General features: G+C 70.6%; 17 protein-coding genes and 1 pseudogene. 9 read left to right on the plus strand and 9 right to left on the minus strand.

Going from position 1 to position 23,629, the window contains the following annotated elements:
- The coding region (locus tag ACZ34W_RS29560; RefSeq protein ID WP_465608436.1) for a PhoH family protein at window positions 1-917 on the minus strand (917 nt) is incomplete at its 3' end.
- Between the two features lie 225 nt (window positions 918-1,142).
- Window positions 1,143-1,937: an isoprenyl transferase gene (locus tag ACZ34W_RS29565; protein ID WP_329489398.1), complete on the minus strand. Its 795-nt coding sequence runs from the start codon at window positions 1,935-1,937 to the stop codon at window positions 1,143-1,145.
- 522 nt (window positions 1,938-2,459) lie between these two features.
- Between ACZ34W_RS29565 and ACZ34W_RS29570 the strand changes: the two genes are divergently transcribed.
- A complete protein-coding gene (locus ACZ34W_RS29570) occupies window positions 2,460-4,064 on the plus strand; it encodes a chitinase (RefSeq protein ID WP_465608439.1) in 1,605 nt (534 codons plus the stop codon).
- 101 nt (window positions 4,065-4,165) lie between these two features.
- Here ACZ34W_RS29570 and ACZ34W_RS29575 read toward each other — a convergent pair whose 3' ends face one another.
- Window positions 4,166-4,879: a prepilin peptidase gene (locus ACZ34W_RS29575; RefSeq protein WP_359836770.1), complete on the minus strand. Its 714-nt coding sequence runs from the start codon at window positions 4,877-4,879 to the stop codon at window positions 4,166-4,168.
- Between the two features lie 148 nt (window positions 4,880-5,027).
- Here ACZ34W_RS29575 and ACZ34W_RS29580 point away from each other — a divergent pair, with 148 nt between their 5' ends.
- Together ACZ34W_RS29580 and ACZ34W_RS29585 are read left to right on the plus strand one after the other, a co-directional pair.
- Window positions 5,028-5,798, plus strand: coding sequence for a hypothetical protein (locus tag ACZ34W_RS29580; protein ID WP_329489395.1), 771 nt, complete (start codon window positions 5,028-5,030; stop codon window positions 5,796-5,798).
- Window positions 5,799-5,898: 100 nt separating this feature from the next.
- On the plus strand, window positions 5,899-7,113 hold the full coding sequence (locus ACZ34W_RS29585) for a pyridoxal phosphate-dependent aminotransferase (RefSeq protein WP_329489394.1): 1,215 nt from the start codon (window positions 5,899-5,901) through the stop codon (window positions 7,111-7,113).
- A gap of 237 nt (window positions 7,114-7,350) precedes the next feature.
- Here the strand turns inward: ACZ34W_RS29585 and ACZ34W_RS29590 are convergent, their stop codons facing one another.
- Window positions 7,351-9,177 carry a phosphoenolpyruvate carboxykinase (GTP) gene (locus ACZ34W_RS29590; protein WP_329489393.1) on the minus strand — a complete coding sequence of 609 codons (1,827 nt, stop codon included), beginning with the start codon at window positions 9,175-9,177 and terminating at the stop codon, window positions 7,351-7,353.
- 276 nt (window positions 9,178-9,453) lie between these two features.
- Here ACZ34W_RS29590 and trhA point away from each other — a divergent pair, with 276 nt between their 5' ends.
- Window positions 9,454-10,137 (plus strand): PAQR family membrane homeostasis protein TrhA, encoded by a 684-nt coding sequence (gene trhA, locus ACZ34W_RS29595; RefSeq protein ID WP_352289949.1) that lies wholly within the window; start codon window positions 9,454-9,456, stop codon window positions 10,135-10,137.
- On the opposite strand, the gene ACZ34W_RS29600 is transcribed toward trhA, so the two are convergent.
- Window positions 10,108-10,833: a hypothetical protein gene (locus ACZ34W_RS29600; RefSeq protein ID WP_465608443.1), complete on the minus strand. Its 726-nt coding sequence runs from the start codon at window positions 10,831-10,833 to the stop codon at window positions 10,108-10,110. The two genes, trhA and ACZ34W_RS29600, sit on opposite strands and share 30 nt — an antisense overlap.
- 304 nt (window positions 10,834-11,137) lie before the next feature.
- Here ACZ34W_RS29600 and ACZ34W_RS29605 point away from each other — a divergent pair, with 304 nt between their 5' ends.
- Entirely contained in the window at window positions 11,138-12,706 is a 1,569-nt protein-coding gene (locus ACZ34W_RS29605; protein ID WP_465608445.1) for an MFS transporter, read from the plus strand.
- Between the two features lie 8 nt (window positions 12,707-12,714).
- Window positions 12,715-13,371, plus strand: a complete 657-nt coding sequence (locus ACZ34W_RS29610; protein ID WP_329489389.1) for a TetR family transcriptional regulator — start codon at window positions 12,715-12,717, stop codon at window positions 13,369-13,371.
- A 166-nt stretch (window positions 13,372-13,537) separates the two neighbouring features.
- Here the strand turns inward: ACZ34W_RS29610 and ACZ34W_RS29615 are convergent, their stop codons facing one another.
- Both ACZ34W_RS29615 and ACZ34W_RS29620 read right to left on the minus strand, forming a co-directional pair.
- Window positions 13,538-14,392: a hypothetical protein gene (locus tag ACZ34W_RS29615; RefSeq protein ID WP_465608448.1), complete on the minus strand. Its 855-nt coding sequence runs from the start codon at window positions 14,390-14,392 to the stop codon at window positions 13,538-13,540.
- 8 nt (window positions 14,393-14,400) lie between these two features.
- Window positions 14,401-15,057 carry a papain-like cysteine protease family protein gene (locus tag ACZ34W_RS29620; RefSeq protein ID WP_329489387.1) on the minus strand — a complete coding sequence of 219 codons (657 nt, stop codon included), beginning with the start codon at window positions 15,055-15,057 and terminating at the stop codon, window positions 14,401-14,403.
- Window positions 15,058-15,322: 265 nt separating this feature from the next.
- On the opposite strand from ACZ34W_RS29620, the gene ACZ34W_RS29625 reads away from it, so the two are divergent.
- Complete coding sequence (locus ACZ34W_RS29625) at window positions 15,323-16,255, plus strand: hypothetical protein (protein ID WP_465608450.1); 933 nt, start codon at window positions 15,323-15,325, stop codon at window positions 16,253-16,255.
- Window positions 16,256-16,331: 76 nt separating this feature from the next.
- Here ACZ34W_RS29625 and ACZ34W_RS29630 read toward each other — a convergent pair whose 3' ends face one another.
- Complete coding sequence (locus ACZ34W_RS29630; RefSeq protein WP_465608452.1) at window positions 16,332-17,192, minus strand: GNAT family N-acetyltransferase; 861 nt, start codon at window positions 17,190-17,192, stop codon at window positions 16,332-16,334.
- A gap of 41 nt (window positions 17,193-17,233) precedes the next feature.
- Window positions 17,234-19,325, minus strand: a pseudogene (locus tag ACZ34W_RS29635) (thioredoxin domain-containing protein).
- 295 nt (window positions 19,326-19,620) lie between these two features.
- On the opposite strand from ACZ34W_RS29635, the gene ACZ34W_RS29640 reads away from it, so the two are divergent.
- Window positions 19,621-21,756: an ATP-dependent nuclease gene (locus tag ACZ34W_RS29640; protein WP_465608454.1), complete on the plus strand. Its 2,136-nt coding sequence runs from the start codon at window positions 19,621-19,623 to the stop codon at window positions 21,754-21,756.
- Entirely contained in the window at window positions 21,753-23,567 is a 1,815-nt protein-coding gene (locus tag ACZ34W_RS29645) for a UvrD-helicase domain-containing protein (protein ID WP_465608456.1), read from the plus strand. The genes ACZ34W_RS29640 and ACZ34W_RS29645 overlap by 4 nt, the downstream gene beginning before the upstream one ends.
- Window positions 23,568-23,629: the final 62 nt, after the last annotated feature.

Genomic DNA, 23,629 nt, shown 5'->3' on the forward strand with positions numbered 1-23,629 from the left:
CCGGGCAGGTAGCCGAGCTCCTGGCCGCCGACCGCGTACAGCGGCCGGAACACCATCACCTTGCGGTGCTGCCCCCGCTCCAGCACCGCCTCCAGCCCCGCGCACAGCGCCAGCGCCGACTTGCCGGTACCGGCCCGCCCGCCCATCGAGACGATGCCCACCTCCGGATCGAGCAGCAGGTCCAGCGCCACCCGCTGCTCGGCACTGCGCCCGCGCAGCCCGAAGGCCTCGCGCTCGCCGCGCACCAGCCGCACCCGGCCGTCGCCGGTGACCCGGCCCAGCGCCCGGCCGCGCTCGGAGCCGAGCACCAGTCCGGTGTGGACGGGCAGCTCGGCCGCGCCCTCGACGTCCACCGCGGCGTCGTGGCCGGCCGCGAACAGCGCGTCCACCTGGTCGGCGGGGACGTGCAGCTCGGCCATGCCGGTCCACCCGGAGGTGATCGCCAGCTCGGCCCGGTACTCCTCGGCGAGCAGGCCGACCGAACTGGCCTTGATCCGCAGCGGCAGGTCCTTGGAGACGACGGTGACGTCGTACCCCTCGGCCTGCAGGTTGCGGGCCACCGCAAGGATCCGGCTGTCCGCCTCGCCGCCCGCGGACCGGTAGCCGACCGGCAGTATCGACAGGTCGGAGTGGTTCAGCTCGACCCGGATGGTGCCGCCGAGCTCCCCGACCGGGATCGGCTCGTCGAGCCGGCCGAAACGGATGCGGTAGTCGTCGAGCAGCCGCAGCGCCTGGCGGGCGAAGTAGCCCAGCTCCGGGTGGTGCCGCTTGGCTTCCAGCTCGGTGACCACGACCACCGGCAGGACGACCTCGTGCTCCTCGAAGCGGGTCATGGCGAGCGGGTCCGCCAGAAGCACGCTGGTGTCGAGAACGTAGGTCCGCCGGTCTGGTGTCCGGCGGCTCTTGGAACTGACCACTAGGCCTCCAGAGCGGATGACCCTGCGTCATCCGCGGCAAGCCGGCCCCCGCTGCCCCGGTGGCCTCGGGGCCGGTCTGCTCGGAGTATTCCCAGGCGAGGGGCGGTGCATTCACGCACTCGGCGAACTGACGGATCATTGCCGGTGAACGTTTGGCCTCGCGCCGCCGCCGGGTACTCCAGCCCTACTGGGGGGTCGGCGGGGGCGGGTGGGGACCGGTGGGCGTCAGAGCCCCATCCGCCGGTGGCGCTCCTCGTACGCGCGCAGTGCCCGGAGGAAGTCGACCTTCCGGAAGGCGGGCCAGTAGGCCTCGCAGAAGTAGAACTCGCTGTGCGCGCTCTGCCAGAGCAGGAAGCCGGACAGCCGCTGCTCGCCCGAGGTGCGGATGACCAGGTCCGGGTCGGGCTGGCCCTTGGTGTAGAGGTGCTCGGCGATGTGCTCGACGTCGAGGATTTCGGCCAGTTCCTCGATCGAGGTGCCGCGCCCGGCGTGCTCCTGGAGCAGCGAGCGGACGGCGTCGGCGATCTCGTGCCGGCCGCCGTACCCGACGGCGACGTTCACGGTGATCCCGTCGATCCCGGCGGTCTCGTCGGCGGCCCGCTTGAGCACGTCCGCGGTGTGCTGCGGGAGCAGGTCCAGCGCGCCGACCGGGTTGACCCGCCAGCGGCGGGCGGCGGCCAGGCCGGTGACGGCGTCCTCGATGATCCCGAGCAGCGGGACGAGCTCGTCGGCCGGCCGGGAGAGGTTGTCGGTGGAGAGCATCCAGAGCGTGACGACCTTGACGTGGGTCTCGTCGCACCAGCCGAGGAACTCGCTGATCTTGTCGGCGCCGCGCTGGTGGCCGTAGGCGGTGGAGCCGCCGGTCGCCTTGGCCCAGCGGCGGTTGCCGTCGAGGATCACGCCGATGTGATGGGGGGTCCGGGCGAGGTGCACCTCGACCCGGCGACCGTAGAGGCCGTACATACCGTCCAGCAGGGTGCGCAGACCCGGCGTGCGTTCGACGACATCGCGCAGACCCATGGTTTTCGGCCCCTCCGTACTCATTACACCGGGGGACGTCACAACCCCCGGCGCAGCCTACTCCGGCCCGGAGGCAGTGGGTAAAGCCGCAGGTAGCAGTCCGGTCACAGTCCTGTGCGGAGCACGTCGAGGGCCGCGTGGCGGAAGTGGCCGGAACACACCCGCACGAACGCCCGGTGGCTCCCGGGGCTCCGGATACGGAACGGTATCCGGTTCCTTAAAGAATCCGTAAGCCGACGGTTCAATGCTTGACGACCACCAATGGTCTAGTCCAGCTTGTGACCAGGGCGGAACACGCACCACCGCCGCCCCATCCGAGGCAGTACTGCGGACGCAATTCCCTCCTCGCCCCCGGGCGTTCCCGAACCGAACACGACGCTCCTCGCTCCGGTGCTCCCACACCGCCGACCGTAGGTCGTCCTCGGCCCGGGCACGCTCGTCGGCCCGGCGGGAGCCCTCCCCCACACGCGGCCGCCGCGCCCCCCACCGCGGCGGCCGCTCCTCCCCCAGGAGCGCACCTCCATGGCCCGTACGCTGAACCAGCCCGCGCACAAGCGCCGGCGCAGCACCCTTCCGGCCCTCGCCGCCGGTGCCACCGCCCTCGCCCTCGCCCTCGCCGGCAGCGGCCTCGCCCTCTTCGCCGGCGGCGCCAGCGCGGCCGCCGGCAACCTGGTCTCCAACGGCGGCTTCGACTCCGGTTCGACCGCCGGCTGGGTCTGTACCGGCGCCGCGGGCACCGTCTCCACTCCGGTCCACTCCGGCACCGGCGCGCTGCAGGCCACGCCGGGCGCCGCGGACACCGCCGAGTGCACCCAGACCATCAGCGTGCTGCCCAACACCAGCTACACCCTGAGCGCCTGGGTCCAGGGCCCTTACGTCTACCTCGGCGCGCGCGGCACCGGCGGCACCGACCCGAGCAGCTGGTCCAACCAGAACAGCTGGAACCAGCTCTCCTCCACCTTCACCACCGGCGCGAACGTCAAGAACGTCACGCTGTTCGTGCACGGCTGGTACGGCCAGAGCGCCTACCTCGCGGACGACATCACGCTGAGCGGCCCCGGCGGCACCTCCACGCCGAGCCCGACCGCGACGCCCACCGCCACCGCGTCGCCCACGGCCACCGCGACGCCGACCGCGACCGCCACCCCCACGGCGACCGCCACCCCGACCCAGACCGCCACGCCGACGCCCACGGCGACCGCGACCACCACCGCCCCGCCGGTCACCGGCCTGCCGAAGCACGTGGTCACCGGCTACTGGCACAACTTCGACAACGGCGCGACCGTCCAGAAGCTGAGCGACGTCCAGAGCGCCTACGACATCATCGCGGTCTCCTTCGCCGACGCCGTGCCGACCAGGGGCGGGGCGATCAGCTTCACCCTCGACCCGGGGCTCGCCAAGGCCCTCGGCGGCTACACCGACGCGCAGTTCCGCGCCGACCTGAAGGCCAAGCAGGCGGCCGGCAAGAAGGTCGTCCTCTCGATCGGCGGCCAGAACGGCGCGATCAGCGTGGGTGACGCCGCCGCGGCGGCCGCGTTCACCGACAGCGCCTACGCGATCATCAAGGACTACGGCTTCGACGGCATCGACGTCGACCTGGAGAACGGCGTCAACCCGACCTACCTCGGGAACGCGCTGCACAGCCTGCAGGCCAAGGTCGGCTCGAACTTCATCCTGACGATGGCCCCGGAGACCATCGGGATGTACAGCACCGCCGGCGCCTACTTCCAGCTGGCGCTGAACACCAAGGACATCCTGACCGTCGTCAACACCCAGTTCTACAACTCGGGCGGCATGAACGGCTGCGACGGCAAGGTCTACAACCAGGGCACCATCGACTTCATCACCGCGCAGGTCTGCACCCAGATCCAGGGCGGCCTGCGGCCCGACCAGGTCGGCATCGGCGTCCCGGCCTCCAGCAAGGCGGCCGGCGGCGGCTACGTCTCGCCGGCCGTGGTGAACAACGCACTGGACTGCCTGGCCACCGGCAAGAACTGCGGCAGCTTCGTCCCGCCGGCCAAGTGGCCCACCATCCGCGGCGCGATGACCTGGTCCACCAACTGGGACGCCAACAACGGGAACGCCTTCTCCAACGCGGTCGGCCCTTTCGTCCACCAGATGCCGTAACTCCCCCCGGCGCGCCGCTCCTTGAGGGTGGGGCTCGCGCGCCGACGGCGGGGCCCGCCGTACCGGTCCGGTACGGCGGGCCCCGCTCGTCCCCCCTCCTCCTACTGCAGCAGGACCGCGGCCAGGGTGCCGAGCAGCAGGAACGGGCCCATCGGCAGCTCCAGCCCGCGTACCGGCCGCCGCCGCGCCAGGGCCGCCACCGCCCGGACCACCGCCCAGAGCCCGGCCAGCACCGAGGCCGCGAAGAGCCCGGTGAACGCGGCCGACCAGCCGTACCGGCCGAGCAGCGCGCCCAGGCCGAGCGCCAGCACGGTGTCCCCCGGGCCCATCAGACCGATCCAGCCGGGCAGTTCGAACAGCGCGGCGGCGGCGAGCGCCACCAGCAGACAGCGCAGCAGCACACCCGGACTGCCGGCCGCCAGCTCCACCACCACCAGCAGCGCGGCCAGGCCGGCCGCCAGCGCCCAGCTCAGCGGGTACGGCAGCCGCCGCACCCGGGCGTCGGTGAAGCCGAGCACCACGCCCGGGCCGGCCGCCCAGAGCAGCAGCACCGCGTCGGCCGGGTGCGCCGCCGACAGCGCGGCCGCCGCCACCGCGACCGTCACCGCCTCCACCTGCCAGGCCCCCGGCCCCAGCCGCTCCCGGCAGCCCGGGCAGCGCCCGCCGGGCGGCAGACCGCGCAACCGCCGCTCGCACGCCGGGCACCGGGTGCACCACGGCCCGCCCTCCGGCACGGCGTAACGCACCACCAGGCCCCGCAGCGCGGGCGCCACCAGCAGGCCGCCCAGCACCGCCCCGAGCACGGCCGCGATCACGGCGCCCCCTCTCGTCCACCGTCGGTCACTGTCCCCGGGCACCGGTACGGTTCCCCGGGAACCGCCCGGCACTCGCCGGCGTCCGACCTCGCGGCGCCACATCCGCATTCCGGCGCCGCACCGACCACATCATCCACGGGGAACCACTGTGACCAACACTCAGAACGCGCTGCGCGCCGCCGTCCCGCTCGCCGCGCTGGCGCTGCTGCTGACCGCCTGCGGGCCGGAGAACGAGGACCCGGCCGCGGGCGCGGCGGGCGCCGCGGGCGCGAGCGCCGCCGCCACCACCGCGCCGGGCGCCACCGGGGCCCCGTCGGCCACCGGCGGCTCCGCCGGCACCGCGGGCACCGGCGGTACGGCCGGCTCGGCCGGCACGGCGGGCGCCGGCGGCAACACGCCGAACGCCGTCCCGTCCGCCGCCACCAGCGGGAACCCGATCGGCGGCGCCGGCGGCGGCGCCGGCAGCGGGAAGATCGGCTACGACAACCCGCTGGCGACCACCGCCACCGGCAGCTACCTGGGCAAGACCAAGGCCGACGTCACCCCGGTCTCGGTGGTCAAGGGCACCGCGGCCGAGGTCGCGCCGTACAACTTCAAGCCGGCCGAGCTCGACGGCAAGACGCCGTACTACGTGACCGTCTCGTTCACCAACCGCACCGGTGGCCCGCTCACCGACGAGTACTTCATGATGCGGTTCAAGGTGAAGTCGGACACCGCCGCCACCGGCGGGGTGCTGCCCGCGCCGACCGTCCTGAAGTCGATCCCGCAGTGCGACTCCGGCAAGAAGCCCGGCACCCTGGCGGACGGCCAGACCCAGCAGCAGTGTGCGGTCTATCTCGTTCCGACCAACACCCCGCCGAAGTTCCTCGTCTTCGGCAGCGTTCTGGACACCGAGCCCCTGATCTGGAAGGCCGGCTGACAGCTCCGCCTGCCGTTCGAAGGGGGCCCTTGAGGGCGGTCCGGCGCGTGTCCCCGCACCCGCGCCGGACCGGCCCGGGATACCCCTAAAGTAGGCAGGCATGCAGGTCATCCAGTCCAGCAAGCTCGCCAACGTCTGCTACGACATCCGCGGCCCGGTGCTCGACGAGGCGATGCGGCTGGAGGAGCAGGGCCACCGCATCCTGAAGCTCAACACCGGCAACCCCGCCGTGTTCGGCTTCGACGCGCCCCCGGAGATCCTCCAGGACATCCTGCGCAACCTCTCCTCCGCGCACGGGTACGGCGACTCCAAGGGCCTGCTCGCCGCCCGCCGGGCCGTGGTCATGCACTACGAGGAGCGCGGGCTGCACGGCCTCACCGTCGAGGACGTCTTCCTCGGCAACGGCGTCTCCGAGCTGATCCAGCTGGCGATGACCGCCCTGCTCGACGACGGCGACGAGGTGCTCGTCCCGGCGCCGGACTACCCGCTCTGGACGGCCTCCGTCTCGCTCGCCGGCGGCACCGCCGTGCACTACCGCTGCGACGAGCAGTCCGAGTGGTACCCGGACCTCGCCGACATCGAGGCCAAGGTCACCGACCGGACCAGGGCGATCGTGGTGATCAACCCGAACAACCCGACCGGCGCGGTCTACCCCCGCGAGGTCCTGGAGGGCCTGGTCGAGATCGCCCGTCGGCACAAGCTGGTGGTCTACGCGGACGAGATCTACGACAAGATCCTCTACGACGACGCCGAGCACGTCCCGCTGGCCACGCTGGCCCCCGACCTGTTCTGCGTCACCTTCAACGGGCTCTCCAAGGCGTACCGGGTGGCGGGCTTCCGCTCCGGCTGGATGGTGCTCTCCGGCGACCGGCAACGCGCCCGCAGCTACATCGAGGGCCTGACCGTGCTCGCCTCGATGCGCCTGTGCGCCAACATGCCGGCCCAGCACGCGGTGGCCGCGGCGCTCGGCGGCCGACAGTCGATCAAGGACCTGGTGCTGCCCGGCGGCCGGCTGCTGGAGTCCCGGGACGCCGCGTACCGGCTGCTCAACGAGATCCCGGGGGTCAGCTGCGTCAAGCCGAAGGGCGCGCTGTACGCGTTCCCCCGGCTGGACCCGAAGGTCTACAAGATCAAGGACGACGCCCAGATGGTGCTGGACCTGCTGCGCGCCGAACGCATCCTGCTGGTCCAGGGCACCGGCTTCAACTGGCCCGAGCCGGACCACTTCCGCCTGGTCACGCTGCCCCGGGCCGAGGAGATCACCGACGCCGTCACCCGGATCGGCGACTTCCTCGGCGGCTACACCCAGCCGTAGCGGGCCCGGACGGTCAGGCCGTCGCGGTCAGTCCGGTCCGGCTGGCCGTCGCGGTCCGCTCCGGTCCGGTCCGGTCCGGTCCGGTCCGGTCCGGGAAAAGCTACGGCCGGAGTCCCGGTCCGGACGATCTCCTTGGTCGGGGAAAGATCGTCCGCGGAACTCCGGCCGTCCTGTCGCTCGGTGGGTGCGCGATTCGTGCCACGCACCCACCACTACTCGCCGGGCTGAGGCTCAGGCTCAGCCGAGGCGGGCGACCAGGTCTCGGTACTCGTCCCACAGCTCGGTGGGCGTGTGGGAGCCGAAGAGCTCCAGGTGGGCCGGGACGAGCGCGGCCTCCTGACGCCAGATGTCGGCGTCCACGGTGAACAGCAGCTCCCGGTCGGCCTCGGAGAGGTCCAGGCCGTCCAGGTCGAAGCCCTCGACGGTCGGCAGCACGCCGATCGGGGTCTCGACGCCCTCGCCGGTGCCCTGCAGGCGCTCGACGATCCACTTCAGCACGCGGCTGTTCTCGCCGTAGCCGGGCCAGACGAACGAGCCCTCGCTGTTCTTGCGGAACCAGTTCACGTAGTAGATCTTCGGCAGCTTGGCGGCGTCCGCCTGGGCGCCGACCTTCAGCCAGTGGGCGAAGTAGTCGCCCATGTTGTAGCCGCAGAACGGCAGCATCGCGAACGGGTCGCGGCGCAGCTCGCCGACGGTGCCCTCGGCGGCGGCGGTCTTCTCGGAGGCGATGTTCGCGCCCAGGAAGACGCCGTGCTGCCAGTCGAAGGACTCCGTCACCAGCGGGACGGCGGTGGCGCGGCGGCCGCCGAACAGGATCGCCGAGATCGGCACGCCTGCCGGGTCCTCCCACTCGGGGGCGATGGTCGGGCACTGCGCGGCCGGGACGGCGAACCGGGCGTTGGGGTGGGCGGCCGGGGTGCCGGACTCCGGCGTCCAGTCGTTGCCGCGCCAGTCGGTGAGGTGCGCCGGGGGCTCCTCGGTCAGGCCCTCCCACCAGACGTCACCGTCGTCGGTCAGCGCGACGTTGGTGTAGACGGTGTTGCCCCAGAGGGTCTCGATGGCGTTGGCGTTGGTGTCGACGCCGGTGCCGGGCGCGACGCCGAAGAAGCCGGCCTCGGGGTTGATGGCGTAGAGCCGGCCGTCGGCGCCGAAGCGCATCCAGGCGATGTCGTCGCCGATCGTCTCGACCTTCCAGCCCGGGATGGTGGGCTGGAGCATGGCGAGGTTGGTCTTGCCGCAGGCGGAGGGGAAGGCCGCCGCGACGTACGTGGCCTCGCCGGTCGGCGGGGTGAGCTTGAGGACGAGCATGTGCTCGGCCAGCCAGCCCTCGTCACGCGCCATCGTGGAGGCGATCCGCAGCGCGTAGCACTTCTTGCCCAGCAGGGCGTTGCCGCCGTAGCCGGAGCCGAAGGACCAGATCTCGCGGGTCTCCGGGAAGTGCGAGATGTACTTGGTGCTGTTGCACGGCCAGGCGACGTCCGCCTCGCCCTCGGCGAGCGGCGCGCCGACGGTGTGCACGGCCTTGACGAACTCGCCGTCCTCGCCCAGCTGGTCGATCACGGCCTGGCCCATGCGGGTCATCACGCGCATCGACACGGCGACGTAGGCGGAGTCGGTGATCTCGACGCCGTACGCGGCCAGCGGGGAGCCGACCGGGCCCATCGAGAAGGGCACGACGTACATCGTGCGCCCCTTCATCGAGCCGCGGAAGAGACCGTTCTCGCCCTGGAAGACCTCCCGCATCTCGGCGGGGGCCTTCCAGTTGTTGGTCGGACCGGCGTCCTTCTCCTGCTCGGAGCAGATGTAGGTGCGGTCCTCGACGCGCGCCACGTCCGTGGGGTCCGAGGCGGCGTAGTAGGAGTTGGGGCGCTTCTTCTCGTCGAGCTTCCTGAAGGTGCCCTGAGCGACCAGCAGGTCCGCGAGGCGCTGGTACTCCTCCTCGGACCCGTCACACCACTCGATGCGGGCCGGCTGGGTGAGCTCGGCGATCTCGCTCACCCAGGCCAGCAGGCGCTTGTGACGGGTGGGCGCGGATGCGCTGAGAGCGAGGTTCTCGTACGACACGATCGCTCCGTTTCACGCCATCTCGGCACGGAGACGGCGTAGCGGGGGTTTGAGGGTGCTTGCAGCGTAGCTCCGGCCTCAAGCCCAGAACACGGCACAACGGTGAAATTGACTCATCTTTTACTACATTCAGTCTGGTTACTTGTTGGTAATCCGGCTCCTTCGGCCGACCCGGGCCCGACCCGACCGACCCCCGAACACTCCAAAACGTCCAAGTAGTGATGAGGACCACTTCCTACGCGTCAGTAACCTACGGAGCCGTAGGTGGCAGGTAGCATGCTGCCCATGACTGCTGAGCTCCTGGAGAGCACGGAGCGCGTGGAGATCAAGCCGAGTTGGCGCGGCTGGCTGCACGCCGGGATGTTCCCCGCCACGGTGGCCGCCGGGATCGTGCTGATCTGCCTGGCCGACTCCACGCCCGCCAAGATCGCCTGCGCGATCTACTCGGTCAGCGCCTGGCTGCTGTTCGGGGTCAGCGCGGTCTACCACCGCTTCACCTGGGGGCCGCGCGGCGACGCCGTGCTGCGCCGCCTCGACCACGCGAACATCTTCTTGATCATCGCGGGCACCTACACCCCGTTCACCATCCTGCTGCTGGACGGCGCCGCGCAGCAGGTGCTGCTCTGGGCGGTCTGGGGCGGTGCGCTGGCGGGGATAGCGTTCCGGGTGTTCTGGGTGGGCGCGCCGCGCTGGCTGTACACGCCGGTGTACATCGCGCTGGGCTGGGCCGCCGCCTTCTTCCTGCCGGACTTCCTGCGCACCGGCGGGGTCGCGGTGCTGGTGCTGATGATCGTCGGCGGGGTGCTCTACAGCGTCGGCGGCGTGGTGTACGGGCTCAAGCGGCCCAACCCCTCACCGCGCTGGTTCGGCTTCCACGAGGTGTTCCACGCCTTCACCCTCGGGGCCTTCATCGTGCAGTACGTCGGGGTCTCACTGGTGGCGTACAGCGCGACCCGCTGAACCCGGCGCCCCACGACGGGCGGTCGGCCGGTCCAGTGACCGGGCGGCCGCCCGTTCCGCTGTCCACTCCGGACCCGGCCGGCCCGGCCGGCGGTCCCCGCGCTCGTGCGCCGCGCCGTCGTGCCCCGGGCGCTCGTACGCCGGGCGCTCGCCCCCCGGACGCTCCCGTGCGGCGCGCTCGCGGGCCGCGCGGTCGTGACCCGGAAGCTCGGCGGCCGAGTGGTCGTGGCCCGCGAGCCCAGGGGCGGAGTGGCCGTGACCCGTGAGCCCGGCAGCCGAGTGGGCGTGACCCGGAAGCTCCGAGGTCCGACGTTCCGGCGCCGGGAACCCGCGCACCGGGTACTCGCGGCCGGGGTGCTCGCGGATCAGCTGCTCACGCACCCCGTACGGACGGGAGCCGGCCTGCCGCGCGTCCAGCGCCTCGCGCGCCCGGCGGCAGCGCTCGCAGTGCGCCGGGTCCGGCCGGCCGCGCCCCGGGCGGTGCCGGCGCGCCGGACGGCGCTCGCGCGGCCCGGCCTGCTGGTGCAGCTGCTGCCAGCGCCGGCCGACGTACACCATGAGCAGCAGCACCTCGACCCCGGCGACCCCCAGCACCAGGACGGCACCGTTGATCAGGTAGGCCGCGACCACGGCCAGCGCGGACACCACCACCACCGCCGCACCCCAGATCTGGGCGCTCGACTCCCTGCCGGCCATTCGACTCCCCTTCCTGCGCCGGGCACGTGGTCGGCTCCTGCCGCCCCACCCCTTCTCGCTCTCGGCACGCTTCGGCCAGCACTGACCGATTGCCACATCCTATCTACCGTCAGTCACCCGAAGCCGCCCCGGGGCGGCGAACGCCAGATCAACGTTGCGTCAATTCCTTGTGCGGGAAGCACACTTCCAGGACACGTCACGGTGGGTCACGACTACTCGCGGTGGCGCGCGACATTGACGGCCGCCCTCTTTTGGAAGTTACTCTCATTTGACAGTCACTCCCACGAAGGCTCCGGAGGCCGCCGTGACCCCTCCCGCCGTACCCGCCCCGCCCGGCCCCGATCCGCGGCGCTGGCTGGCGCTGGTCGCCGTCGCGCTGAGCGTCCTGGTCATCAGCTTCGACATGACGATCCTCAACGTGGCCCTGCCGACCCTGGCCTCCCAGCTGCGGGCCACCACCGGCCAGCAGCAGTGGATCGTCGACTCCTACACGGTGGTCTTCGCCGCCGCGATGCTCCCGGCCGGCCTGCTCGGGGACCGCTTCGGCCGCCGCCGCACCCTCACCACCGGCCTCGCCCTCTTCGGCCTCGCCTCCGCGGTCGGCATGCTCGCCGACAGCCCCGGCACCCTGGTCGCCGCCCGTGCGGCGATGGGTCTGGCCGGCGCCCTGGTGATGCCGATGTCCCTGGCGGTGATCCCCGGCCTGTTCCCGGCCGGCGAGCAGCGCCGCGCCACCGCGATCCTCTCCGCCGCGCTCGCCGCCGGGACCCCGCTCGGCCCGCTGATCGGCGGCTTCCTGCTGCAGCACTTCTGGTGGGGTGCGATCTTCGTGATCAACGTCCCGCTGACGGTGATCGGCATCGTCGCCTGCGTCCTGCTGCTGCCGGAGACCCGCAACCCCGCCGCACCCCGGATCGACGTGCTCGCCACCGTCCTCGGCGCGGGCGGTCTGGCCGCACTGACCTACGGAATCATCGAGGGCCCCGAACGCGGCTGGGCCGACCCGCTGGTGATCGGCATGATCGGCGGCTCGCTGGTCGCCCTCACCGTCCTGGTGCTGCGCAGCCGCCACCAGCACGCCCCGATGCTCGACCTCACCCTGCTCGCGGACCCGACCTTCCGCTGGGCCGCGGGGGCCGCGACGCTGGTCTCCCTGGTGCTCTTCGGCGCCTTCTTCGTCCTGCCGCTGTACTTCCAGAGCGTGCTGGGCGCGGACGCCTTCGGCACCGGTCTGCGGCTGATGCCGATGATGGTCGGGCTGATGGTGGCCGCCAAGCTCAGCGAGGGGCTGGTCGCCCGGATCGGCCCCCGGTCGGTGATCGCCCTCGGGCTCACCTCGCTGGCCGCCGCCCTGCTGCTCGGCAGCCGCACCTCCGTCTTGGAGGGCTACGGCCTGGCGGCCGTCTGGCTCACCCTGCTCGGCCTGGGCATGGGCCTCTCGCTGATCACCGCCCAGGCCTCCGCCCTGCTCACCCTGCCGCCGGCCCGGGCCGGGGTCGGCTCCGGCCTGATGCAGACGCTGCGCCAGGTCGGCGGCGCGATCGGGGTCGCCGTCTTCGGCAGCATGCTGGCCGACTCCTACCGCGGTGCGCTGGACACCGCCGCGCTCCCGGCCGAGGCCGCGCACCGGGCCGGGCAGTCGGTGGTCGCCGCCGACGCGGTGGCCGCCGCCTCCGGGGACGGCGCCCTGACCGTCTCCGCCCACGCCGCCTACGTGCACGGGATGACGCTCGTCCTGCTCGTCTCCGGGGTGATCGCCCTGCTCTCGGCGGTGCTGGTCGCCCTGCGGATGCCGACCGCCGAACCGCGCCCGGGCACCGGCGCCGGTCCCGCCCCGGAGACCACCGCCGTCCCCGCCGCCGATCACGGATAATCGAAGGTATGAGCGCAACGCGGCCGACCACGGCGCCCCCGGCAGACCCGGCCCACTCGGTCCGGGCGATGCTGGAGGCGCCGCTGTCGCTGCGCGAACGGAAGAAGCTGAGGACCCGCCGGACGATCCGCCGCGAGGCGTACCGGCTGATGGCCGCGCAGGGCTACGAGAACACCACCGTGGAGCAGATCGCGGCCGCGGCCGAGGTCTCGCAGTCCACCTTCTTCCGGTACTTCGCCACCAAGGAGGACCTCGTCCTCACCGACGAGTACGACCCGGCGATCGTCAGCGCGCTGCTCGCCCGCCCCGCTGACGAACCGTTTCTCCGCTCCTGCCGCGAAGCCATCGTCGGCCTGATCCGCGAACTGATCCAGGACGAACGCGACGAGCTGCTCACCCGCCTGCGGCTGATCCACGACGTCCCCGCGCTGCGCGCCAGGATGCGCGAGAACGCCAACGACCCGCAGCGCCTCTACCTCGCCGTCCTGACCCGGCGCCGGGGCGTCGAGGAGCCGACCTTCGAGATGCGGGTCACCGCGGCCGCCCTGGGGGCGGCGACCGGCGAGACCGTCCTGCGGTGGGCCGAGAGCAACGGCGAGCTGGACATCGCCGACCTGGTCGACCACACCTTCGCCGTGCTGGAGCGCGGCTTCACCGACCTCTAGGGCCGCACCGGCGAAGCCGCGACGGAGCCCGGCCGCAGAGCCGGACCCCGCCGCTCACCCGGTGGACGCGCTGCCCGGCGGACTCGTCGTCCGGCGGACCCGCTATCCGACGGACCCGCCATCCGGTGGACCCGCTAGCCGATGGACGCGCCATCCGATGGACCCGCTAGCCGCGCCGGGCGCCCGCCCGTCGCCGCAGGGCGAGGCCCGCGCCCACCAGCGTCGTGGCCCCCAGGGCCGCCGCCGCCGTGACGGCCGGCAGCGTGCCGCCGTCCGCCGCGGCCGCCCCCTGCCCGGTGGCGTCCGGCTGGTAGCCGCCGCCCTTGCCGGCCCGGTCGTACGCCGAGCCGGGCAGCTTGTCCCCGTACCGCTGGTGGACCAGCCGCTGGTAGGCCGCCAGGCTCACCCCGGACCCGCCCACCGAACGCCGCGCCTCGTCGTCCAGCGGCAGCACCCGGCCGTCCCGCAGCACGTACCAGGCGTTGAGCTGCGGTTCGCGGAACGCCGTCCCGCCACCGCCGGCCGCCGCCCGCGCCGCGTAGTCGGTCTCGTCGCCGCCCGAGGCGATGTTGACCACCCGCCAGCCGTCGCCCTGTTTGACCGTCCAGACCGAGGCCACCTGGCCGTCCGCCGAGACGGCCTTGCTGGCGGTGTACTCGGCCGTCGCGACCGGTGCGCCCGCGGCGCCGGCCACGAAGCCGGCGTCCAGGGTGTAGACCGGCACGGTGTCGCCCGAGAGGCTCGGCGCGGCCGCGCTCGCCGCCCGCGCCTCCTCGGCCGCGCCGATGGTGAGCTGCTGGGTCGGCGGGACGCCCTTGCGGGCGAAGAAGTGGCCCAACCGGTCCAGGACGGCCGGGTCCTGGACCGCGCCCCGGGCCTGCGCGAGGTCGGCGGCGGTGACCGGGGCGGGGGTGCCCGCGGAGCTGTCCGCGGCGGTGTCCGCCTGGGCGGCCGGGGTGACGGCCAGACCGAGGCCGGCGGCGAGCAGGACGGCGACGGCCGCGTTACGGATGCTGGTCATGGCCGCCCTCACGCGCCGATCCGGTACAGGGAATGGGTCCAGGAGAACGTGCCGTTGGACACGTAGTAGGTGAAGTCCGCCCAGTTGTAGCGGGTGTTGGAGGGCCACGGGTCGCCCCAGTACACCCAGTTGCTGCCGGTGTCGTAGCCGTAGACCACGTGCATGTGGCCACCGCCGGAGCTCCACTGGATCCGGGTCTCGATCGGCCGGTTGGCGTTCACCTCGGTCTGCACCGTGCTGTAGCGCAGGTACCCGGTGACGTACGAGCCGGGGTTGATGCCGATTCGGCTGAGACCGTTCTGCACGTCGCCCAGCGTGGCCTGGCTGTTGGGGCAGCTGGAGTTGGACGAGCGGCCGAACGCGGCGTTGCAGAACTGGTTCTGGCTGTAGTCGTACCCGAACCAGGTGGCGATGGTGTTGCCGCTCGCCGCCCAGCACCAGTTGGTCTGCTGTTGCTGCTGCATGGTGATGTTGAGCTTCTTGAACGTGCCGGCCAGATCGGCCGTACTGCCCGGCGCCGCGGCCGGACGAACCTGGGCGGACGCACCGGTGGGGGCCGGCGCGGCCGAGGCGGGGCTGGTCGCCGCGACGCTGAGCGCCGGGCCGAGCACGCCCAGCGCGAGCGCCGCGACGGCGCGGCGCGGACGTATCCGTGGAACTGGCATGGGGGAGTTTCTCCTTGCACGACAGAGGAGTGGGGGTTCCGTCTGGGTGCGGTCCGGATCGCGCCACCGAGCATCGCCCCGTTGACAGAAGCAGGTCAACGGCCTTCACAGCACGCGGAACGCGGTGTGAACGGCCCGGCCCAGGTGTGAACGCCGCCCCGGAAACGCCCGCGCGGCAGGCCCGGACCGGTGACAAACGGCCTTCCACATGTGAATATTCACGACCAGCCGGTGTCCGCCCTGCCCGCCCACCGAGGAGGCCGCCATGCAGCGGAGCGACCAGGCCGACCTCGCCACCGCGCTGCGCACCGGCCCGTTCCACGTGGCCCTGCGCACCGCCATCGCCGCCCGGGGCCTCGCCCTGCACCGGATCCGCCGGCACCTCGCCCTGCGCGGCATCGACATCGGGGTCACCAGCCTCAGCTACTGGCAGCAGGGCCGCCGCCGGCCCGACCGGCCCGAATCGCTGCGCGCGGTCCGGGCCCTGGAGGAGGTGCTGGAACTCCCCGAGCACTCCCTCACCCGGCTGCTCGGCCCCCGCCGGGCCACCCCCGCCGAGCAGGCCGGCCCGCCCGTGCGCCCCTACCGGGACCTCATCTCCCCGGCCGCCGCCGTCGACGACCTGCTCGCCGAGCTCTCCGGCCCGCGCGACACCGGCCTGCACACCATCACCCACATCGAGCGGATCCGGATCGGAGCCGACCGCCAACTGCTGCGCCGCGACTCCCAGCACGCGCTGCGCGCCCACCGCGAAGGCATCGACCGCTACCTGGCCATCTACCAGGGGGACCCGGGCTGCGACATCGCCCGGGTCGGCGTGCGCGCCGAGGAGAACTGCCGCCCCGGCCGGATCCGCCGCGACCAGACCCATCACCTGCTGGTCGCCGAGCTCCTCCTCGACCGCCGCCTCCGGGCCGGCGACACCCACCTGCTGGGCTACGGCTTCGACGCCAGCCCGTCACCCACGCCCGGCTGCGAGTACGTCCGAGGCTTCAACTCCGGCGCCGGCCAGTACGTCCTTCAGGTCACCTTCCACCCCGCCGCCCTGCCCGTCCGCTGCCACCGCTTCGCCCTCCACTCCCCCGGCGAGAAGCCCTACGAGACGGAGGAGTTGACCCTCGACGGCCACCACTGCGTGCACCTGGTGGCGACGGCCCTCCAGCCCTGCCTGCTCGGCGTCCGGTGGGACTGGGAGTAGCCCGCCCCCGCGCCGTGGACGGGCCGCCCGCCGGTCACGCCCGGACGCCGAACCGTCGGACGGGGACGCCCGCCGCTCAACCCCGGAAGCCGACCGTCAGGCAGTCCTCCACCGGGCGGTAGCCGAGCTGCCGGTAGATCGAGTTGCTGGTCGGGTCGGCCAGATCGGTGAACAGCAGCACCTCGGCCGCCCCCTGCGCGAGCGCGTGCGCCGAGGCCGCCGCGGTGACGCCGCTCGCGTAGCCGCGGCCGCGCCGCTCGGGCGGGGTGTAGACCGGGCCGATCCGCGACATGCCGGCGATCACCGGGCTGTTCCCGGCCATCGCGACCGGGGCGCCGCCGTCCTCCCAGACGTGGAGCAGCCCGGCGGCGATCCGGTCGTCCACCGTGTCCCGGGCGTTCGGGAGTTCGATGGCGACCTCGGCCCCGAAGGCCCCGTACCAGTCCACCAGCAGCTCGCGGTCGGCCGGAGCGCAGACCCGGGGGCGGCCGGCCGGCGGGCGCGGCGGGCCGGTCAGCCCGTCGAGCCGGTAGAGCCGCTGACGGGAGCGCGCGCACGCGGTGGCGCCGGTCGCGGCCTGCCAGGCTGCGGCGAACGCGTGGACCGCCGACTCGCCACCGGAGACTGCCGTGACCTCGGTGAAGTCCGGCCCCGCCGCGGCCAGTTCGACGGCGAGTTCGGCCGCCGCCCGGTCCGGCATCACGCTGAGGCGCGGCTCGAACGGCGGGGTCCGCAGGAACGCGCCCTCGACCGGGCCGCGCGGCTCACGGCTCCACCACCCGAAGACCGGCGTCTGCGGGCCGAAGGCGTGCGGCCCGCGCCCGACCAGCCGGTCGCTCACGGTGAGCAGGACGGTGTTCTCGGCCGGGCGGGCGCGGAGGAAGCCGCCCGCCCGCGCGAGGAAGTCGTCCAGGGACGTGGCCAGGGTCCAGGTCATGGGCGATTCTCGCCCGGCCGCCCGGCCGGGCACAACTCGATTCAGCTCGCCGGGTCGTCCAACTCCACCAGGACGCCCAGTCGTTCGGCCAGCACCGCCGGGTCGGTGGTCGGTGCGTCGCAGGCGAAGTGCCGGCAGATGTACGCGGCGGGTGCGCCGCCCACCAGCGGCCGGTCCGCCAGCAGCGGCACCTCGTCGGCGTCCGGCGCGCCGACCGCGACCACCGCGCCGGGCGCGGTGCCCAGCAGCGCCGCCCGGTGCAGCGCGGCCGTCGCCGGATCCGCGGCCGATCCGACCACGGCCACCTCGCGCGGGCCGTCCACCAGCGCCTCGGCCACCGCCAGGCCCCAGCCGATGAACCGGGGCGCCCGGCCGGCCAGTGCCCCGACGATGCCGAGCGCCCGCTCGGCGGCCGTGCGGTGGCGCGCCGACCCGGTGTAGGCGGCGTAGGTCAGCAGCGCGCCGGCCGCGGCCGTCCAGCCGGACGGGGTGGCGTTGTCCGTCGGGTCCTGGGGCCGCCGGATCAGCTCCTCGGCGTCGTCGGCGGTGTCGTACAGCGCGCCGGACGCCTCGTCGGCGAAGTGCTTGAGCACGGTGTCCAGCAGCCCGCCTGCCAGCTCCAGCCACTCGGCCTCACCGGTGACGGCGTACAGCGCGAGGAAGCCCTCGGCGGTGTCCGCGTAGTCCTCCAGGACGCCCGCGTGGGCACCGGCCCGGCCGTCCCGGGAGGTGCGCAGCAGCCGGCCGTCCGGCGTGAGGTGGACCGCCAGCAGCAGGTCGGCGGCGCGTTCGGCGGCCTCGACCAGGTCGGGCCGCTCCAGCAGCGCGCCGGTCTCGGCGAGCGCGGCGACGGCCAGCCCGTTCCAGGCGGCGACCACCTTGTCGTCCCGGGCGGGCGCCGGCCGCTCGGCCCGCGCCGCGAAGAGCCTCGCCCGGATCCGCTCGGCCGCCTCGGCGTCCGGCGGGTCGGCCGGCAGCTGCAGCACCGAGGAGCCGTGCTCGAACGTCCCCGTCGCGGTCACCTCGTAGAGCTCCGCCGCGAGGGCCCCGTCCGCCTCCCCCAGCACCTCGGCGAGCTGCCCCGGCGTCCAGGCGTAGTACGCCCCCTCGACCGAGGCCCCGCTCCCGTCCAGGCTGTCGGCGTCCAGCGCCGAGGCGAACGCCCCTTCGGGGGTGCGCAGTTCACGCAGCAGGAAGTCGGCCGTGGAGAGCGCCACCCGGCGGGCGAGCGGGGAGCCGGTGGCCCGCCACAGGTGCAGGTACGCGCGGAGCAGCAGCGCGTTGTCGTAGAGCATTTTCTCGAAGTGCGGGACGACCCAGCCGGCGTCCACCGCGTACCGGGCGAAGCCGCCGCCGAGCTGGTCGTGGATGCCGCCGCGGGCCATCGCCGCGGCGGTCCGGACGGCCATCTCCAGCGCGGCCGCCGAGCCGGTCCGGGCGTGGTGGCGCAGCAGGAACTCGATCACCATGGCCGGCGGGAACTTGGGCGCCCCGCCGAAGCCGCCGCGCCGGGCGTCGAAGTCCCGGCCGAGCGCGACCAGCGCCTCGTGCAGCTCGGCCTCCCCCGGCGGCCGGTGGACCCCGCTGCCGACCCCGTACACCGAGGCCCGCTCGGCCAGGTCGGCCCGGATCCGGGCGGCGACCTCGCCGACCTCCTCGCGCCGGTCCCGCCAGGCCGCGTCGACGCCCTCCAGGACCTGCCGGAAGGACGGCATCCCGTGCCGGGGCTCCGGCGGGAAGTACGTCCCGAAGTAGAACGGGTCCTTGTCGGGCGTGAGGAAGACCGTCATCGGCCAGCCGCCCTGCCCGGTGGCCGCCTGCACCGCCTCCATGTAGACCGCGTCGACGTCCGGCCGCTCCTCGCGGTCGACCTTCACCGCGACGAACCGCTCGTTGGCGTACGCGGCCAGCGCCTCGTCCTCGAAGGATTCGTGGGCCATCACGTGGCACCAGTTGATTTGTCGTCAGAAGCGGTAACCAATGGCAGGATGCGTACCCTACCGAGAGGAGGATGGGTACGTCCCGCCTTGCTGCTTCTGACATCGCCTCCTCTCCCCACTCCCACCAGTCCACAGGATTGGTGGCGTGCTGCTGGAGATACGGCGACTGGGCGTGCACCAGTCGATTCACCATGCCCGCAGTATCCCAGACCTTCCACCCACCGCGCGGACCGATCAGCCAACACGCCGAGTATCTGCCCCTCGCGACCTGCGCCAACGCTTCGCAGCAGCACAGCTTCAGAGCATCGATTGGCGCTCCGTCACTGCAGCATCGCTCCCCAAGCCAAGCAGCGACCGGCCGCAGCCGTCAGTGTCAAGCAGCCCGCTCTGCAAGTAAGCCAGGGCTGGGAAATCAGCCCAAACGGTCACACGGTGACCGCTTCGAGGCTACTGTCTTGGCCCAAGTGCGCGCCCTGACAGGAGCGATCGTGAGCGCAGGTCAGCCAGAGTCTTCCGAACAGCCGCAGTCCGTACCGCAGGTGAGCCCGCCCAGGGTCACGAGGACGGACGTCAAGAACTTCCGTCTTCTGCGGGACGTCAGCATCGCCTTCGACAAGGACGTCACCGTCTGTGTGGGCCGGAACAACACCGGAAAGACGTCACTGGCGGAGGTACTGAGCAGGTTCCTCCGCCCTGGCGACATCAGGCTCCGTGTAGAGGACTTCTCTACAGAGGCGTACTCAGAGTTCTCCCAGGCATACAAGACGTTCACCACTGGAGACGAGGAAGCCGCGCGAAAGCTGCTCCCGGAGATCTCGCTGACCGTCTTCATCAGCTACGACAAGGAGACCACCGAGTACGGCCCCCTCGGCTCGCTCATCGTCGACCTCGATCCGGACTGCACCGAAGTGGTTGTGACTGTCCGCTACGCACTGAAGCCCGGCGCAATGAAAGATTTCTTTCGGGACGGGCCAAACGACTTGGCAGAGGGTTGGGGTGATTCGCTCCTCCTCTCCCTGGTAGGCCCTCGAATCCCTCACCTCTTCGAGCGATCCGCCATGGCCGTGGACCCAGCCGATCCAACGAACTTCCGCCAGGTTTCGATGAGCGAGGTCGCCAGAGCAATCAAGGTCGATTTCGTGAAAGCGCAGCGCGGCCTCGACGACGAGACGGAGCGACCCAAGGAGCCGATCGGCAAGGTCTTTGAATCGCTTTTCGTCGGAGCATCGAAGGCAGATGAAAACTCTCCCCTCAGGGACTTCGCCGATGATGCGGAAGCCGCTTTGGGAGAGATCTTTTCCAACCTGGACGGAAAAATCCAGGACATGTACGACAAGATGGCACCCACCGTCTCCGACTTCGGATATCCCGGCCTGGGGAACCGAAATTTCTCCACCCGGACAACCCTCGACGCAAAACGTCTTCTGGCGAACTTCACGAGCATCAGGTATCCAGGATCAGCCGGAATCGAACTACCCGAGTCGTACAGCGGCCTGGGGTCTCGAAATCTCCTCCTAATCCTACTTACGCTCTTCAGTTACTATCGGGATTACGCGGCCCAACGCAACCAGTCCTGCATCCACTTGATCTTCATCGAGGAACCCGAAGCGCACCTGCACCCCCAGATGCAGGAGATCTTCATTAACCAGCTCGGGGTATTCAAGAAGAACTTCCCCGCCACGGATCAGAAGTCGAATTCCTGGAACGCGCAATTCCTCGTAACTACTCACTCCGCTCATATCGCCAACAGGGTGGGGTTTTCCGCAGTTCGATACTTCCGACTGGATGAGCACAGCGAGCCAGATGGCGCCACTAGCTCACAGGTTCTGAACCTTGCCGATGCCCCGGGAGTGAGCAAGGAGTTCCTGCACAAGTACCTGACCTTGACGAGAGCCGACCTCTTCTTCGCCGACAAGGCCATCCTGATCGAGGGAACGAGCGAACGCCTCTTCATTCCCGCCGCAATCGCGAGGCTCGACCAAGCCGGCGGAGTAGGGGGAGGGAGCCTGGGGAGCCAGTACGTCACCGTCATGGAGGTCGGCGGGGCCTACGCTCACCTCTTCTATCCGTTCCTGGACTTCTTGGGGCTTCCGACGCTCGTCATCACCGACCTCGACGCAGTAAAGCCCGACTCCTCCAAGAAGCTCAAAAGCTGCTGCGCGACCGAAGGAACCACAACCTCAAACGAGGGGATCAAAAAGTGGTTCAACAACGAGAAAATCACCCTCGCCGAACTGGAAAAGTTCGCCACTCAAGAGATGCCCGTGATCGAGCGACGCGGGCTCGCCTACCAGGTGCGGGAAATTCCCGGCGGCGCGTGCGGGCGAACATTCGAGGATGCGTTCATCCTGGCCAACCCCGGAATCTTCAACCTGGAAGATTTCGCAACCATGAGCGTTGCGGAGCAGGAGCAGGAGGCTAGAGACCTGGCCAAGGGGCAGAAGAAAAGCAACTTCGCCCTCCGCTTCGCCGTCATGGAGGAGAATTGGAATACCCCACGCTACATCAGGCGCGGTCTCGAATGGCTGCTTCGCCAGAAACCGACACTGACCGAGGCGAACGTGCCGGAGCCCAACGCCGAACACAGTGAAACACCGCCGGAAAGCCAGGTGGCAGTGCGATGAAGACCTCCACCTTCCTAGAAGGTGCCACGGCTGACCACGAAAGCCAGCATGCGCTGCGGCAGATTCTCGCTTCCCTGGACAGTCGCCGCAACTTCAAGTTGGAGGCCGGCGCTGGTGCAGGCAAGACCCGCTCGCTGATCGACACGCTTCGGCACATCCTAGAAAACCGTTCGGAATACTTGCCACAAGATGGCCAACAAGTAGCATGCGTCACCTATACCAACGTCGCCCGCGATGAGATCATAAGCCGCACCGACGCCAGTTCCCATGTCTTTGCTGGAACGATCCACGGCTTTCTGTGGGAGATTATTTCCGGATTTCAAAAAACACTTGCTCAAGAGATCAGCACCCTTCCTAGTTGGGATCGATTGTTGGCCGAAGAAGGCCCCATAGACGGCTTCTCGGTCAGCTATGATCTAGGCTTTCGCCGTATTAGGGACGGCGTCGTCCGGCTCCATCACGACGATGTCCCAGCGCTCGCCATCAGGCTCTTTGAGCGGAAGAAATTCCGGTCGCTTGTTGCCGATAGGTTTCCAATCATCTTCATCGACGAATATCAGGACACTCCCGCCGGCTTGGCGGAAGCCATGATCGGCGATACTGCGACCCAGCCCACCGGGTCAACTTACGGATTCTTCGGGGACCACTGGCAGCAGATCTACGATCGAACCTGCGGAACGATAGACCACCTTCCGGTGACTGCGATCGATAAACGAGCGAACTGGCGCTCCAGCCCGGCCGTCGTGAGCCTGCTTAACCACATGCGGCCCGAACTTCCCCAAGCTCCAGTCCCTGATCGCAAGACCAGCTCTGTCGTGGTCTATCACACGAATTCCTGGACCGGCCCTAGAGAGTCGCGTTCGAAGAAGGGGCAGATCCCTGACATAACTTTGAAGGAAACTCTTCGCCTCGTCACAGAGGACGCCCGGCTGCGAAATCTGACCCCCCAGAACGAACCACTGAAGACCCTTATGCTCACCCATTCGTCAATCGCTGGCGAGCTAGGCTTCGGCAATATAAATGATGTTTTCCGATATAATGACGACTACGTCCGCAAACAGGACGAGGTAGTGGCTTTCCTACTGGAAACCCTGGAGCCGGCCTGCGAGTATTTTCGCAATAAACGGTACGGCCTGGTATTCGACACTCTTAAGCGCTCTCGCCCTCGCATGAAACATCGCCGCGATAAAACCGGCTGGGCAGAACTTTTCCATCGCCTCGACGAGGCTCGCAACAGCGGCACGGTCGGAGATGTCCTGGATATCGTGCTGCAGCAGAGCTACTTCTCCCCTCCCCGGGCAGTTCACGACCGTCAACGGAAGTGGGCGGAAGCGCTGAGCGTTCTGGAGCCCGGACAGGTGCGGTCAGAGCCGAGGCGGATCGTCGAGTACGGAAAACTCCGAGAAGTCCAGTATCGCCAGATCATAGCTCTCCGCGAATACGTGGACGAAAAGACACCGTTCTCCACCCAGCATGGCGTCAAGGGCGAGGAATACCCGTCCGTACTGGCTGTGTTCGGTGGCTGGTCCCTGTACAACTTTCCGAAGATGCTGGCCGACTTCTCTCGCCGTCAATTGCTCAACGATGAGGATCGCAAGAGGTTCGAGCGGTCGCGAAATCTCTTCTACGTCGCGTGCTCGCGCGCTCAAGAGAATCTAGCCCTGCTCTTCACCACGGAGCTCCCTAAGGAAGCTCTGAAGACCATGGAGGAGTGGGTCGGTCCACTCAACATCGTTGCGGTCACCTACTCCGCTGACGGCTCTCCTCGAATCAGCCGCCCAGGCGACGCCAGTTCAGGTTCCACTCGATGATGGCCTTCTTCCCGAAACGGGAAGAAGGCCGACCGGTGGAGTGGCAGACACCACAGCCTCGG

Source organism: Kitasatospora sp. NPDC022856 (assembly GCF_055561235.1).